Here is a 14,418-nt window from a genome sequence, read left to right on the forward strand (position 1 = left end):
CCTCATGCCGGGGAGGTGATGGCGCGGGGCAGTGTGAGCGGCAGATCGTTGTAGGTCACGATCCCCGGTGCGGCCGTCACGACCGCGGGGATCGCGTGGATGGGCGGCATGGCGGTCATGATGTGGCCCAGGACCATGAAATCGGCGATCGTCTCGGCTTGGAAATCGGGCGGCGGGAGGAATCCGACGGTCATGTTCACCGTCGGGCGACCCTCGACGGTGATCTTCCAGCCGTCGCCGTCGAGTTTCCAGTCCGGTTCCAGTGTCTGGCCCTTACGCCAGCGGACATTGATGTCGACGACGGTCCGGCCCTCGACGCGGCCCTGCCAGCTCGCGTGCACCCCGGCGACGCAGCCCTTGTCGATGGTCCACGACGCCATGACCAGATCCTCGGTGGTCTGCGCGTACTCGGCCTCGCACACGATCTCGTCGAGGACCACGCCGAGTGAATCCGCCACCAGCCGAACGGCTTCGGCGAACACGGCGGTGCCCGCGGCGGCCATGCCCGGCAGATCGGGATCGTCGATCGGGGTGCCGAATCCCACCGGCCGCTCGGTGGCGGGTGAATCGTAGAAGGTGGTGTCGGCCGATTCGGCGATGACCACTTTGTCGACCCGGTCGCAGGCATTGGCCGCCACGATGGCCAGCAGCTGGGCGAAGCCGGGACTCACGCCGGAGCCGAAGAGTGTCGACCCGCCGCGCACGCACGCCTCCGCGAGCCGATCGCGACCCTCACCCAGGTTGTGTCCGGTGATGAAGGACGCCGTGGTCACCATGTTCACGCCCGAGGACAGGATGCGAACGGCTTGGTCCACGTCGAACCACATGGGGTTGTAGACCACGCAATCCGGTTTCGACGCGAGTAGGGCATCGATATCGTCGGTGGCCGTCACGCCGAGCGGTTCCCCACCCGCCAGCTCGCCGATATCGCGCCCGATCTTATCGGGCGACCAGGCGAAACAGCCCACCAGCTCGATCGCGGGGTTCGCGGCGAGCGCCCGCACCGAGCTGGTCCCCACATTCCCCGTCGTCCACTGGACGACCCGGTACTTGGTCGATGACATCACTACCTCTTCCTCGCTGAACACGACGCGTGTGCCGGAGCGACGGCTGCCCGCACCGCTCCTGCTTACACCTCGTGATCCGGTCCGCGGAGCATTTTCGCCCATATTTTTCCCGATCGGAGAAAAATGGTGTCGGGGTCTCCGGTGGGAGGCGCGTCCACGTAGCGCGGATCCCAGCGACGGTCAGGGGCGACCGAGCGCGACGGCCAGGAAGTGCGGGCGATGCCGGGTCTTCTCGTATCGCTCCGGATCGACCCGCCGCGCTTCCTCGGTCGCGCGCGGCTCCGCCAGTTCCTCCAGCGTGAATCCGGCACGCAGGAGTTCGCCGAGGAACGTCTCCAAGGTCATCCGCTGGAATCGGATAGCGCCGTTCGCCAGTGGCAGCTCGACATGGTCGTCGGCGAAATATGACCCGCCGAAATGAATCCAGTCGCCGGTGGGGTGGGTAGTGGAGACGAGCAGGCGCCCACCGGGGCGCAGCACCCGCCGGATCTCGGCGAGCAACTGGGCGCGCGCGGCCACGTGGTGATAGACGAGCGCCATCACGGCCAGATCGAACGAGTGATCCGCGAGGAAGGTCAGCGGCTGCTCCAGATCGTGACGGTGCAGGATCGCGTCGTCGCCGAGCCGCTGTCGCGCCGCGTCGAGCAGAGTTTCGCTGCCGTCGATCCCGGTGAACCGCGCCGCGCCACGTTTCAGCAGTTCCGTGCCGTAATGGCCCGCGCCGCAGCCGATATCGAGGACCTGCGTTCCGGTGACGTCACCGGCGAGCCGCAACATGGCGGGCCGATCCGTGTGGGCGTTGTGGACGTTGTCGGTGGCCAGGGCGGCGAACTGTTCGCCCAACTCACCGTGGTACGCGGTATCGGCGCTCATCGGACCATTGTCGCCCAATCAGGACAGGTAGTCCTCGAGTCCGCCGTCGCGGACGGTGTCGACGGTGAAGCAGTGGAATCCGCCGCCGAACAGGCGACGATGGCGGTGCTGGACCGGAACGACCGTCATGCCGCGCGATTCCAGGAGTCCGACGAGTTCGGTGTGCGCGGAATTGACCAGGACGGTCTCGGCGTCGATCGAGAGCACGTTCATGTCTATGTACTTGCTGGTGAGCACCAGGTCGTTGTCGTCGTAGGGCGGGAACTGGTCGGCGGTGGGCTCGGGGTAGTAGACGCGGTCCCATTTCTGGAGTGCCGCGGGCAGGCGGTCCACGATCTCCGGTGAGCGCGCCAGCAGCAGACCGGGCCGCAGCGGCAGCACCGTGCTGTCGATGTGGTCGTCGCTCAATCGGTAGATCCGGTGCAACCGGAATCGATCGCCGAGATGCCGATCCAGCCATTCGTAGGCGAGTTGGTGATTCTGCGTCGAGACGTTGACCAGCACGTCCTTGCCGAAACGCAGGATCTGGGCGGCGTCCATCATCATCTCGAAACCCACGCGGTAGGGCGAGTCGTCGGGAAGCGCGCTGGGCGTGAGGGGTCCGTCGAAGGAGCCGCCACCCTCGACATAGGAGAAGTCGAACGATCCGTCGGTCATCAGCGGACGCGGCATCACCGACCAGCGCGCGCCCTGCTGGAAATAGTCCATGAGAACCGGTTTGAGCAATTGGTTCTCGAAATAGCGCGAGCGCATCATCGGCGGCGTCTCGACGATCTCGTCACCCATGATGATCACGTTGTCTCGCACGTTCAGCGCGGGAATCATCGCCGCCGACCAGGCCGGAGTTCCCACCTCGGGAACGTTCGGCCCCAGATCCAAGGGACGGCGAACGGTGATCGACAGGGATTCCAGTGTTCGGACGAGACCGTCGATATCCTCGTTCAATTCGTCGACGTGCCGCTGCGCGATGGTGATTCTCGACCGTGCGTCGCTGCCCTCGGGCGGCGAGAACGGCGGATAGAGCCAGGGTTTGCGAGCGAGATCGTTGTCGATCGAGATGTTCTCGTGCAGGAACATGTCGAAGGTGAGTTCGCGTTCGTGTGTGGTGTAGTTCGATCCCGAGCCAACGATTACTTCGCGTAGCGGGGACCACTCGTCATAGCTGTTCAGACGCACGTCGATCTCTTTCGTCGCTTCGATGGACCGGATTCGATCAGGTTAATGCCGCGACGCGGTCGCGCCGTATCGTTCCGGCATCCCCGCCGGGGCCTCGCCTCGGTGGCGCGGCGTCGCTCGCGGATCCGGAATCGGCTCCGGGGTCAGATAGTCGACCTGCTGGCCGTAACCGTTCTCGTTCGCTTCCGCGAAGGGGCGCGCTCGTCGGGGTATCGCGATATTCACTCTCTTGAGCCAGCGGTCGGTGCCGTCGAAACGCGCGGTGAACGGAACCCGCCCGTGCACCACCACGTCGTTGTCGATGATCGCGACATCACCGGGTTCGAGCACCACGCGCCGGGTGGCCCGTTCGAGTTCGCTGCCGAGTCGCCGGTAGGCGGCGCGGAATTCGGGGTCGGCCCCGGGCAACGGCGTGTAATCCGGGTCGTAGCGCAGGCATATCCCGTCCGCGCGTTCCCACAGCGTCGGCACCGCCTCCGCCGCCCCCCACCGCGCCGGATCCCCGTAGGTGAGGTCGGGCAGGATCGGAACGGTAGGGCGCGAAAGTATTTCGCGATCGGCCGCGGACAGGCGCACATCCCGGATCGAGGCGACGGTGGTGGCGACCGCGTCCCTGTTGCGGACGCAGCCGAGCAGGAAGACGTGAGACCGGTGCGGGTGGAAGGAATCCTCGGTATGCGGGCTCAACAGGATCGAACTGCTCGCGCCGGTCTGGACCTTCTCGTGTCCGCGCGCGGGCATGACATTGTTGACCAGACGTCCCTCCTGTTGGCCGCGCCACCCGAACGGACGTCCGATCATGCACGCCAGCAACAACATCTGTAGGTCGACGGGCAGACTCGTCGTGTCGTCGATCGCCGCCCAGATCGGCGGGGTCCGGCCGATCGAACGCTCGCCGATCAGGATTCCACGGATCAGGCAGACCCCGCCGTCCGTCGCCGGAGGAGCGATCACCTCGCGCAACTCGCCGTCGATACTGTCGGCCAGCACCGAGATCGCCTGCCGACAGCGAGGATTGGACAGGCTGCCGTACGCCGCGGCGAGTGTCGTGCCCAGTTGGTGCAGGAACGCCCGCGAATTCGTGCTCAACATGCGCGTTTCGAGCGAACGTGACCCGCTGTCTGCGGCGACCTGCATGCTGATTTCCCCTTTGCGTGTGCGCTACCCGTCGACTTCGCACGGTTCCGCGACGCTGCGCTGGAACCCGATGGGGCACACGGGCGCCCGACCGACTCGCAACCATGAACGGTGTCGACCATAACCGAGCGCCGGTTGGTTAGGCAAGGCAGTCCTAAGCTGGGTTGGTGTGTCGCGGAGCCATCGAATTGCTCACCGGCCCAGTGATATTCACGGAGAGGTCGATCGCGGGAGGGCTGCCGGAGCCGGTGCGTCTGCCGAATCCGCTGTCGGTGGACGTTCGTATCGCGACATTGCGCGCCCAGGACGGGACAGATTTCCGGTGTCGCGCACCGTTCGGTCGAAAAGCGGCGGAACCCTCGCATTCCATTCCGGGAACGCGCGTCGTGGCGTTTCCGCGGATATTCGAGGCAATAGCCACGGTGAATAGCGGGTCACCGGATTTCCTACTCGGCGATTCAATCCGCCCGGTCATCCGGTCCGAATCAGAAGAAGAGCCTTCCGCCTCCCGGAAAAGAGATCTCATGGTCATATCGAAGCCTGTCTCGCATCGTCGGCCCTCCCGCCGCACCGCCGTATTACTGGTGGCCGGTGCGTTGCCGGTGGCCGTCGCTGTCGCCGCCGCTCCCGCATTCGCCACGCCGTACGGCGAACCGTCGGTCGTGGCGTCGGAACCGGTCCGGGCCACGCCGATCGATGATCCCGCCCCCGAGAACGCCGCGCCGCCGCAGGCCCCGGTCAATACCATCCGTATCGGTGATATCGAGGTCGGCAGGCCCGATTTCATCACCCCCGAACAGGCGCAGCAGATCAACGACGGTTCCGAGGGCGTCGAATCCTCGCTGTCGGACGCGCTCGATTCGGCCGGTGTCGATCACGCTCGCTCGGACCGGATCGCCGAGGATGTCATCGGCGCGTCGGTGATCGGCGCGTCCGTCGGATCCACCCTCGCCAGCCCGCTCGCCGCGACCAGCGCCCTGATCGGCGCCGCCACCGGCCTCATCGTCGGCTTCCCCTTCCTGCCCGCCGGACTCGTCGTCATGCCGGTCGTCTGCGCGGCGATCGGCTACGCCGTGATCGCCGTGCCCGCGGCCGCGGTCGGTGCGGCGGTCGGCGCCGTGGTCGGCGCGGTGGAGGGTTCCGTCGCGCCGCTGCCCGAGCCCGCTGCGCCCGAGCCCGCGGTGTGATCGTCCCGCCGCCCGCTTGCCCTGGGCGGCGGGCATTCCGCGCCGAGCGTCGGCCACACGGGTCGACGCGGCGCTTCTCTTGGGTGTCGTGTCGTTGCCCTATCCAGGCGCTCGCCCACTCGGGGATAGTTGGCGCATGCGCGTTGACGGCTCCGTAGGTGAGGGTGGACAGGCGACACACCGGATCACCGTGGCCGAGGGGGTCGCGTTGTCGGCGGAGGTGGCGGGTGCGGGCAGCCCGCTGGTCCTCGTCCCCGGCGCGGGCGGCGACCGTTCGACCTGGGACGACCTGTGGACGACGCTCACCGCGCGGCACCGCTGTGTCCGCTACGACCTGCGCGGCTGTGGCGAGTCGGAGGATCACACCGTCGAGACGTTCCGGCACGCCGACGATCTGGCGGCGCTACTCGACGGCCTGGAACTCGAGCGGGTGTCCGTGGCCGGTGTCTCGATGGGCGGCCGGATCGCCGTCGACTTCGCGTTGTCCCATCCGGATCGGGTCGACCGACTGGTCTTGATCAGCCCGAATCTGGCGGGCTGGGACTGGTCGGAGTCGTGGCGGGCACGCTGGCGGGAACTGACGCGCACCGCCGTCGACGGAGACCTCGACACGGCCAGGAAACTCTGGTTCCAGCACCCGTTGTTCGAACCCGCCCGCCGCGATCCCGAACTGGCCGCGCGGTTGTGGGCGGCCATCGCCGCCGACACCTGCCGGGTGTGGCTCGACGCGGACAGGGAGACGCCGCCCGACCGGCCCCACGTCGAAAGTCTCGGCGAACTGGGGATCCCGGTGCTGCTGATCACCGGCGAGCGCGACGTGGAGGATCTGCGCCTCATCGCCGAGATCGTCACCGCGATGGTGCCGGGACTGCGTCGCGTCGACCTCCCCGACACCGGGCACCTGCCGCATGTCGAACGTCCGGCGGAGACCGCGGCCGAGATGGTGGCCTTCCTCGACGTCACACCGAACCGAACGGTGACCGCTACCGCCGCCGGGTGATCAGACGCTCGTCGGGCATCAGATAGGTGATCGACAGATCGCGGTGCGCGATCCCCTGACCGCTGTCGTGGATCGGGCGCACCGCGTCGAGCAGGCCGACGCAGGTCAGGTGCTCGGCGGGATGGACGCCCTCCCCGGCATCGAAGCGCAGCGTCGTCGCGCCCTTCGCGGTGTCGGTGCTGGTGACCAGGCGATAGCGTAGCGGCGGGTCGTCGGTCGTGCGCGCGCGCCAGATCGAGCGGTAGCCGATTCGAGGGCCGAGAGCGCGGTCGACGATCACCTTCTCGACGGCGCCCGCGTCGTCGACGCGCACCTCGACCGACACCGCCGGGTTCACCCCGGTTCGCCCGCGCCCGCGAAGACCGCGTCCTCCAGCGCGTGCAACCCCGCTTCGTAATAGTCGGCGACCGCCGCGACGGCCGACCTCGCCGCGACCTCCGTGCCGCCGATACCGATGTCGCCCAGGGCGTTCCACGGATACACCCCGGCGACGGGGAGGTCGAGTTCCTCCTCGAGTTCGATCCGGCGGATATCGGTGGTCACCTCCGACAGCGAGCGCAGGATCCGGGTCGCGATGGCGGTCTGGAAACCGCCCGTCGCGTGGAAGGTCGAGCCACCGGCCCGGCCCGCCGCGCGGAGGTCGGCGACCAGCAGGTCCGCACCGGGCGGCAGCGCCGACACCACGTCGTAGCCGTCGCGCAGCAGGCGCGTCACCACCTCTTTCGGTGCGTCCGTGGCGATCTCGGCGAGGGTCGGCACGTACAGGACGCACGCGGTGCCGTCGGGTACGGGCAGCGCGGGCGTCGTCAGGCCGGTCGAGCGCAGGTCGGGACGGCGTTCGATTCCGGCGACGAGCCGATCGGCGACCGGTCCCGTGCCGAGTACGGCGACCGCGACGGTGCTAACGCGTTCTCCAGTCGGTAGCGCGGGGTCAGATCGGGCATCGCGACTCCCGGTGGCGCGGCGCACAATTCGGGCAGCGCGGCGAGCATGGCCCGCACGGAGATATCGGTGACCGCCGACCAGTCCGCGCTGTAGGCCTCGTCGTCCATCTCGTTGCGCATCTCGACCCCGCACGGAGTGCCGTCCAGGGTGATCACATGTCCACCGGACAGACTGCGCGGATGGTCCGGTCCGAGATGGGCGTTGCCTGGGCCGACGTGCCAGCATTCCTCGTTGGTCATGAAGAGGCGATCGCCGATGTAGCCGCGATAGGTCATGTGGATGACGCCGACGGTGCCGGGTTCGATCACCGTGCCGCCCGCGCGCACCGTGACGCGCGCGGGTACGGCCGACACCACGTTCTTCCCCGATTCGAGCGGATCCACCACGTCGGCGTCCGCGCCGCGCAACAGCGACGGCGTGGTCGGCGCGAGTCCGACGAGTTCGCCGATATCCCTGCCGTCCTTGTGCGGACTGAAGACCTTGACGCCGACCACATCGAATTCGGGGGATCGCAGCGCTGCCAGGAGCGCGCGCCCACCCATGTCTCCCGGCCCCCAGATGACGAGCCGATACGGACGTGTCACAACCGCCTCCTTGCCATGGGAGGCATGTGTAACACGCCGAAAGAAGTTACACACCATTCTTCTAGCAATTTCTCTTGCCAGAATTCTGTTCGGTCGAATACGGTGTGGAGAAAAGAGGTTTCCGCTGATTCCGGGCCGAGCCGCGACGAGAAGCTAGCAGCGATTCGCCGGTGTTCCGCCTACCGGGAGTCCTCGGCTCCCTCGGCCAGCGCGGCGAGATTCTCGATCGAGGCGAGCAGTTTCTCCGCTGTCGTCGCCTTCGCGCGCACCAGACGTTTCGGATCGGTCAGCCGCGACCAGTCGTAGGTGTGGGTGACCCGGGTGACGCCGTCCCCGACGCGTTCGAGCTCCCAGCGCCACAGATGCCCGGGCGGCTCCTGGTCCGGTTCGGAAGGCAGCCAGGCGATACGTCGCCCCTCCTCGAACTCCACCACCCGGTTGTGGCGCACCGCGCCGTTGGTCAGCGCCATGACGAAGACGTCGCCCGTGCCGCGAACTCGCTGGCCCGCCGCGGCCTCGTTCAGATTGTCGTTACCGTCCCATCGCGGCTGCTGGGCGGGATCGGCGATCAACTCGAAGATCCGGTCCGCGTCGGCCGCGATCTCGCGTTCGGCCGACACGATGTGCGGTAGCTCGCTGGTATCTGTCATGGCTCGATCGAATCACCCTCCCGCCCGCGGTGCCAGCATTCGGTCACCACGTGAACGTAAAGTGGAGTCATGGCACTGACTTCGCGAGAACGACAGGAGTTCCTCGCCCAGCCCCATATCGGCGCGCTCGCGGTCGCCGCGAGTCCGGACCGCGCCCCGCTCAATGTGCCGATCTGGTACCAGTACTCACCCGGCTCCGAACTCTGGGTACTGACCGGGGCGCATTCGACGAAGATCCGACTGCTGGAGGCGGCTGGGCGTTTCAGCCTCATGGCGCAGGTCGTGACGCCGACCGTCCGCTACGTGACCGCCGAGGGTCCGATCACCCGCACCGAACCCATGAAGGACGGCATGCTGCGCGAGATGGCCGCGCGCTACCTGCCCGCCGAAAAGGTCGACCCCTACCTGGAATTCGCGCAATCCCACGGCGACCAGGTCGCGGTATTCATGCGCCCGGACCACTGGCTCTCCGCCGACATGGGCGCGATCTGAGGAAACCGTCGGCGGCGAATTCCAGGCCCATCACGGCCGACTCGATCACGCGAGCTTGACCCGCCAGTGCACCACGCCGCGCAGGGTGATCGAACTCGCGACCGCGTTGGGGGTAGACCTGCCGGAATTGCCGCGCTGAGCGGGATCGGCTGTGCCGCTGCCTTTCTCGAAGCAGAGGTGCGCCGTGACCGGGTCTCGTCCGTGCGTTTTCCGCTCGCGTCGAACACGCCGATACGCCCGATCGGCCTCGCACGGCCGCATCGGTAGGGTGGCGCGTATGCAGGTCGGGCAGCCGAGTCGAACCGCGATGGCAGTGGCGCACGCGCGGGCATACCACCAGGTCGCGGACGAGCCGAGGGTTTTCACCGACCCCCTGGCGGTGCGGATCATCGGTGAATCCGCGGCGCGCGCGAACGAATTCGACGACGGCCTCGATCAGGACCTGGCTCGTCGCCGCCGATTGTTCATCGCGGCGCGGAGTCGATTCGCCGACGATGTGATCGCCGAGGCCGTCGCCGCCGGGACCGATCAGGTGGTGATCCTCGGTGCCGGACTCGACACGACCGCGTACCGCTATCCGCACCCCGACGTGCGATTCTTCGAGGTCGACCACCCCGACACCCAGGCATGGAAGCGGCGGCGCCTGGCCGAGACGGGCATCGCGATTCCCCCGTCGCTGACCTTCGCCCCGGTCGATTTCGAACAGTCGACCCTGGCGTCGGGGCTCGCGTCGGCGGGACTCGCCCGCGCCCGCCCGGCCGTGTTCGTCTGGCTCGGCGTCACGATGTATCTCACCCTGCCGTCGATCCACGACACGCTGCGCTACATCGCCGACCAGGACGGCACCACCGAGGTGGTGTTCGACTACCTGTACCCCGCCGCCACCGCGACCCCCGAATACGGGACGGCGCGGCGGGAGCGCGCGGATCGCGTTGCCGCGGTGGGAGAACCGTGGCTCAGCTACTTCACCGCGGACCGGATTCACGACGACCTGGCGAACGCGGGATTCGCGCGGGTCGAGGACCGGTCCGCGGCGCAGTTGCTGGCCTCCTACGGGATCGGAACGGGGTCGAGTTCTCCCGACTCGGGGCCGCATCTGATTCGGGCACGCACCTGATCGGCCCTGGGGGCTCTCGGACGAGTTCGAGTCTCGCCGCTGGGGGAGGGACAGCGCGTGCGGCGGAACCGGGCGTGCGTTGTTCGGTCGGCCGCTCGGAAGGACTCGAGCCCGCCCTGGTCGGGCGTGTGCTCGGGGCGGCATACCCGACTGTCGGAGGCCGACCTCCGCACAAACGCGCCCCGTTCAGAGCGCCGCGGTCCGGTCGACGGTGAAGTCCTGGATGAGGGCGGCGAGTTCGATCGGACGGTCGCCCTGGACGGAATGTCCGGCGTCGGCGACGATCTCGATCCGCGCATCGGGCTGGCGGCGCAGGAATTCGGCGGTGTCGGCGTCGTCGACGACCGGTGAACGCGCACCGCGGACGAGCATGGGCGCGGTGGCGAGCGCGGAGACGTCCTCCCACAGCGGGCCGAAGTCGAGTGTGCCGTCGGCGGTGGGACGTATCCGGTCGTAGCGCCAGATCCAGCGGCCGTTGTCCTGTTCGCGCGCGTTGTGCAGGATGCCGCGACGCAGTGACCGGACCGATCGGCCGGGGTTGTGCGTGACGGTGCGTTCGAGGATCTCGTCGAAGGACGCGAAATCGGCGGGGCCGTGGACGAAGGCGGTGATGGCCGCCGTCTTCGCGGGATGGTCGCCGGTGCCGGGGGTGACGTCGACCAGGACCAGACGTCGGACCAGGTCGGGGCGGCGAGCGGCGAGGCGAAGTGCGGTCAAACCGCCCAGGGACATGCCCACGATCGCCTGCGCGCCGGGCGCGAGCGCGTCCACGGCGGTCGCGACGGCTTCGGCCAGACGGTCGGGCGTGTAGTCGTGATCGGGCCACCAGTCGGAATGGCCGTGGCCGGGCAGATCGATCGCGACCAGCGGCCGGTTCAGCGCCAGCGCCACCGTGTCCCAGGTATGAGCGTTCTGCGCGCCGCCGTGCAGCAGGACGAGTTCCGGTTCGCCCTCACCCCAGCGCAGGGCGCCGATATTCGCTCCGTTGCCGATACCGGCGGAAGTCCTGCGCACCCGCGGGGCGCCCGACCACGGCAGCCCCGCCTCCTCCGCGTTCTCGGCGAACAGTCCGAATTCGTCATACTCCGACATACCCGACAGTATGCGTCGGCGCCGTCGCGATGCCCAGGTATCGCGACGGCTCGAGTCGAAGGTCGGTGGCAGGCCCGATCAGCTCACGACACTGTCGACGATCAGTGGCGCGCCGGTGGCGGCCACGACCTGTTCGGTGGTGACGCCCGGCGCGAGTTCGCGCAGGACCAGGGTGCCGTCGCCGGGGATATCGATGACGGCCAGATCGGTGATGATCCGGTCGACGACGCGGCGGCCCGTCAGCGGCAGGGTGCACGCCTCGACGATCTTGGGGTTGCCGTCGCGGTCGGTGTGCTCCATGAGCACGATGACCCGTCCCGCGCCGTGGACCAGATCCATGGCGCCGCCCATACCCTTGACCATCTTGCCGGGCACCATCCAGTTGGCGAGGTCACCGTGGCGTGACACCTGCATACCGCCGAGGACGGCGGTGTTGATGTGACCGCCGCGGATCATGCCGAACGACAGCGCGGAATCGAAGAACGCGGCGCCGGGCAGGACGGTGACCGTCTCCTTGCCCGCGTTGATCAGATCCGCGTCGACGGCGTCCGGTGTCGGGTACGGCCCGGTGCCGAGGATGCCGTTCTCCGAATGCAGGGTGACCTTGACATCGGGGCTCAGGAATCCGGGAATCAGTGTCGGCAAACCGATTCCGAGATTCACGTACTCGCCGTCGGTGAGTTCGGCGGCGGCGCGCGCGGCCATCTGGTCGCGGGTCCACCCTGTGCGTGTGGTCATCGGTTCGAACCCTCCTCGACGGTGACGGTGCGCTTCTCGATCTGCTTGTTCTGCGTTCCGGTGTGCACGATGCGCTGCACGAACACGCCGGGCAGATGGACCTGCGCCGGATCGAGGGTGCCCGCGGGCACCAGATTCTCGACCTGGGCGATGGTGACGCGGCCCGCCATCGCGGCCAGCGGATTGAAGTTGAGCGCGGATTTCTCGAAGACCAGATTGCCCGCGGTATCGCCGACGGCGGCGTGAACGAGGGCGTAGTCGGCGGTGATACCCGTTTCCAGGACGTAGCTGTTACCGCCGAAGGTGCGCGTCTCCTTGGGCGGGGACGCCACCGCGATGGTGCCGTCGGCGGCATAGCGCCAGGGCAGGCCACCGTCGGCGACCGGGGTGCCGACACCGGCCGGGGTGTAGAACGCCGGAATACCGGCGCCGCCCGCGCGCAGCCGTTCGGCCAGCGTGCCCTGCGGGGTGAGTTCTACCTCGAGTTCGCCGCTGAGGTACTGGCGCGCGAATTCCTTGTTCTCGCCGACATAGGAGGCGACCACACGTCGAATGCGTCCGGCGGAGAGCAGAATGCCGAGACCGTGCTCGTCGACGCCGCAGTTGTTGGAGAATATCTCCAGATTGCTCACGCCGGATTCGGCGAGCGCTCGGATCAATTCGTCGGGGATACCGCACAGTCCGAAGCCGCCGACTGCGATAGATGTGTCGTTGCCGATATCCGCTACGGCAGCGGCGGGGGTCGTGAAGACCGTGGCGCCCATGTCGTTCCTTCCGGTCGCGTCGATGCGTCCATTCAGTGGTCATCCCGATCGGGATCTGTCGATACTCAACCGTCAGCGTGACCGCATTTCAAGCGGAACGGTGGAGATGGGAGCACATTGCTCGCGACGTGGACGGCTCCGGTTCCAGCGTTCACTGAGTGGACGTATACTGGTGGGGTGGACGATCGGCAGAAGCCGCAGGTGATCCGGCGGGCCACCGCGCTGTTGCGCGCGCTGGCCGCCGCCGAGCCCACGGGCGCGACGACCTCGGAACTGGCGAGCGCCACCGGACTGGCCCGTCCGACGGTACACCGCCTGCTGACGACCCTGGCCGACGAAGGGCTCGCCGACCGCGACCACCGATCCGGCAGGTGGTCGATCGGCCCGGAGTTGTATCTACTCGGTTCGCTGGCCGCCAGCCGCTACGACATCGTCGACATCGCGCGGCCGGTATTGCGGGATCTGGCCCGCACGACGGGGGAGAGCACCTTTCTGTCGGTGCGTCGCGGCGACGAAACCGTCTGTGTGGCAGCCGAAGAAGGAAGTTTCCCGTTGCGTTCGCACGTCCTGCACATCGGTATCCGGTTGCCGCTGGGTGTGGCGTCGGCCGGGCTGGTCATCCTCGCGCATCTGGCGCCGCGCGATGTCGCGGACTATCTCGACCGGGTCGATCTCACCGAGGCGTGGGGCGAGCGCCATGCGAGGGGCGCGGTGACCGAGCGGTTGGTGCGCACCAGGGAGACCGGCTACTCGCTGAACCCGGGACTGCTGGTCGAGGGCAGTTGGGGCATGGGTGCCGCGGTATTCGACGACCGCGACGAACCGGCGTGGGCGCTGAGCGTCACCGGGGTCGAGAGCCGTTTCGGCGTCGACCGCCGCCCGCACCTCGGTGAGTTGCTGTTGCGGGAGGCGCACCGCCTGACCCGCGCGTTGCGGCAGCGCCATCCGGTGGGCGACACGTGAGCGCTCGTCCGGACGGGGCGGGCATTCGCGCGGCGGGCGTGGGTCAGCGCGGAATATCGAGGACGGCCGGGATCCCGGTCGCGGCGAGGGTTTCGGCGGTCACCGTGGCGAGGTGACCGATCCAGGCGGTCACCTCGTCCGGGTCCGCGGCGAATCCGAGCATGGCCGAGGGGTGGAAGAGGGCGAGCGCGTCGCCGTCGTCGAGATGGAAGGTGATGTCGACGGCGGTGTCGCCCCTGGTCACCGTCACCGCGGTCACGGGCGGGTTGGCGAGATCGTGCGCGCGATGGAGCACGTGCGGGTCGGCGTCGTCGATGCGCACGGCCGAGATGTCGATGATATTGCGGTACTGCCATTTCCGATGGGAGTCGCGCGCGTCGTGAATGGCGAGGACGAGTTCGGGGAAGCGCTCTTCGGCTACTCGGACGGTCATGGGTCGCGGTGTCACCGGTGGTCCCCGGCCGGCGCCGATGGCGCGGACCAGCGGTAGAGCACATGTGACTGTCTCATCCACCCACCCTAGACATTCATCCCACCTGCGGTGTAGTCGGTCGGGCGACCGATTGTTCTGCCGCACATTACATGCGAACATCATTGTTTTCTTGTGTCGGCACCGATTCACGGCCTGGTTGA

At 67.9% G+C, this 14,418-nt stretch carries 17 protein-coding genes; 5 read left to right on the plus strand and 12 right to left on the minus strand.

Annotated elements, in window-relative coordinates:
- Positions 1–2 precede the first annotated feature (2 nt).
- From OG225_RS08265 to OG225_RS08280, 4 genes are all read right to left on the minus strand, one after another.
- On the minus strand, positions 3–1,064 hold the full coding sequence (locus OG225_RS08265) for a dihydrodipicolinate reductase (RefSeq protein WP_405181131.1): 1,062 nt from the start codon (positions 1,062–1,064) through the stop codon (positions 3–5).
- Positions 1,065–1,247: 183 nt separating this feature from the next.
- Positions 1,248–1,940, minus strand: a complete 693-nt coding sequence (locus tag OG225_RS08270; RefSeq protein WP_405181132.1) for a class I SAM-dependent methyltransferase — start codon at positions 1,938–1,940, stop codon at positions 1,248–1,250.
- An 18-nt stretch (positions 1,941–1,958) separates the two neighbouring features.
- Positions 1,959–3,116 (minus strand): inosamine-phosphate amidinotransferase 1, encoded by a 1,158-nt coding sequence (locus OG225_RS08275; protein ID WP_405181133.1) that lies wholly within the window; start codon positions 3,114–3,116, stop codon positions 1,959–1,961.
- 42 nt (positions 3,117–3,158) lie between these two features.
- Complete coding sequence (locus OG225_RS08280; RefSeq protein WP_405181134.1) at positions 3,159–4,253, minus strand: TauD/TfdA family dioxygenase; 1,095 nt, start codon at positions 4,251–4,253, stop codon at positions 3,159–3,161.
- A gap of 524 nt (positions 4,254–4,777) precedes the next feature.
- Here OG225_RS08280 and OG225_RS08285 point away from each other — a divergent pair.
- Together OG225_RS08285 and OG225_RS08290 are read left to right on the plus strand one after the other, a co-directional pair.
- Complete coding sequence (locus tag OG225_RS08285; protein WP_405181135.1) at positions 4,778–5,440, plus strand: hypothetical protein; 663 nt, start codon at positions 4,778–4,780, stop codon at positions 5,438–5,440.
- A gap of 136 nt (positions 5,441–5,576) precedes the next feature.
- Positions 5,577–6,440, plus strand: coding sequence for an alpha/beta fold hydrolase (locus OG225_RS08290; RefSeq protein WP_405181136.1), 864 nt, complete (start codon positions 5,577–5,579; stop codon positions 6,438–6,440).
- On the opposite strand, the gene OG225_RS08295 is transcribed toward OG225_RS08290, so the two are convergent.
- The 4 genes from OG225_RS08295 to OG225_RS08310 all read right to left on the minus strand — a co-directional run bounded on the left by OG225_RS08295 (position 6,424) and on the right by OG225_RS08310 (position 8,619).
- Positions 6,424–6,765, minus strand: coding sequence for a hypothetical protein (locus OG225_RS08295; RefSeq protein ID WP_405181137.1), 342 nt, complete (start codon positions 6,763–6,765; stop codon positions 6,424–6,426). The two genes, OG225_RS08290 and OG225_RS08295, sit on opposite strands and share 17 nt — an antisense overlap.
- Positions 6,766–6,773: 8 nt before the next feature.
- Entirely contained in the window at positions 6,774–7,199 is a 426-nt protein-coding gene (locus OG225_RS08300; protein ID WP_405181138.1) for a hypothetical protein, read from the minus strand.
- Positions 7,200–7,246: 47 nt separating this feature from the next.
- A complete protein-coding gene (locus OG225_RS08305) occupies positions 7,247–7,969 on the minus strand; it encodes a hypothetical protein (RefSeq protein ID WP_405181139.1) in 723 nt (240 codons plus the stop codon).
- Between the two features lie 179 nt (positions 7,970–8,148).
- A complete protein-coding gene (locus tag OG225_RS08310; protein WP_405181140.1) occupies positions 8,149–8,619 on the minus strand; it encodes an SRPBCC family protein in 471 nt (156 codons plus the stop codon).
- 69 nt (positions 8,620–8,688) lie between these two features.
- Between OG225_RS08310 and OG225_RS08315 the strand changes: the two genes are divergently transcribed.
- A complete protein-coding gene (locus OG225_RS08315) occupies positions 8,689–9,111 on the plus strand; it encodes a pyridoxamine 5'-phosphate oxidase family protein (RefSeq protein WP_405181141.1) in 423 nt (140 codons plus the stop codon).
- Between the two features lie 277 nt (positions 9,112–9,388).
- Positions 9,389–10,228, plus strand: a complete 840-nt coding sequence (locus tag OG225_RS08320; protein ID WP_405181142.1) for a class I SAM-dependent methyltransferase — start codon at positions 9,389–9,391, stop codon at positions 10,226–10,228.
- Positions 10,229–10,414: 186 nt separating this feature from the next.
- On the opposite strand, the gene OG225_RS08325 is transcribed toward OG225_RS08320, so the two are convergent.
- The 3 genes from OG225_RS08325 to OG225_RS08335 all read right to left on the minus strand — a co-directional run bounded on the left by OG225_RS08325 (position 10,415) and on the right by OG225_RS08335 (position 12,822).
- Positions 10,415–11,320, minus strand: coding sequence for an alpha/beta fold hydrolase (locus tag OG225_RS08325; protein ID WP_405181143.1), 906 nt, complete (start codon positions 11,318–11,320; stop codon positions 10,415–10,417).
- Positions 11,321–11,398: 78 nt separating this feature from the next.
- Positions 11,399–12,058: a CoA transferase subunit B gene (locus OG225_RS08330; protein WP_109524087.1), complete on the minus strand. Its 660-nt coding sequence runs from the start codon at positions 12,056–12,058 to the stop codon at positions 11,399–11,401.
- Complete coding sequence (locus tag OG225_RS08335) at positions 12,055–12,822, minus strand: CoA transferase subunit A (RefSeq protein ID WP_405181144.1); 768 nt, start codon at positions 12,820–12,822, stop codon at positions 12,055–12,057. The genes OG225_RS08330 and OG225_RS08335 overlap by 4 nt, the downstream gene beginning before the upstream one ends.
- Positions 12,823–12,999: 177 nt before the next feature.
- Here OG225_RS08335 and OG225_RS08340 point away from each other — a divergent pair, with 177 nt between their 5' ends.
- The gene (locus OG225_RS08340; RefSeq protein ID WP_405181145.1) at positions 13,000–13,785 is read left to right on the plus strand and encodes an IclR family transcriptional regulator; all 786 of its coding nucleotides are present in this window, start codon (positions 13,000–13,002) and stop codon (positions 13,783–13,785) included.
- A gap of 43 nt (positions 13,786–13,828) precedes the next feature.
- Here the strand turns inward: OG225_RS08340 and OG225_RS08345 are convergent, their stop codons facing one another.
- The gene (locus OG225_RS08345) at positions 13,829–14,218 is read right to left on the minus strand and encodes a hypothetical protein (RefSeq protein WP_405181146.1); all 390 of its coding nucleotides are present in this window, start codon (positions 14,216–14,218) and stop codon (positions 13,829–13,831) included.
- Between the last annotated feature and the right edge of the window lie 200 nt (positions 14,219–14,418).

Origin of the sequence: Nocardia sp. NBC_01377, assembly GCF_045040005.1 — a bacterium.
Lineage (GTDB): Bacteria > Actinomycetota > Actinomycetes > Mycobacteriales > Mycobacteriaceae > Nocardia > Nocardia noduli.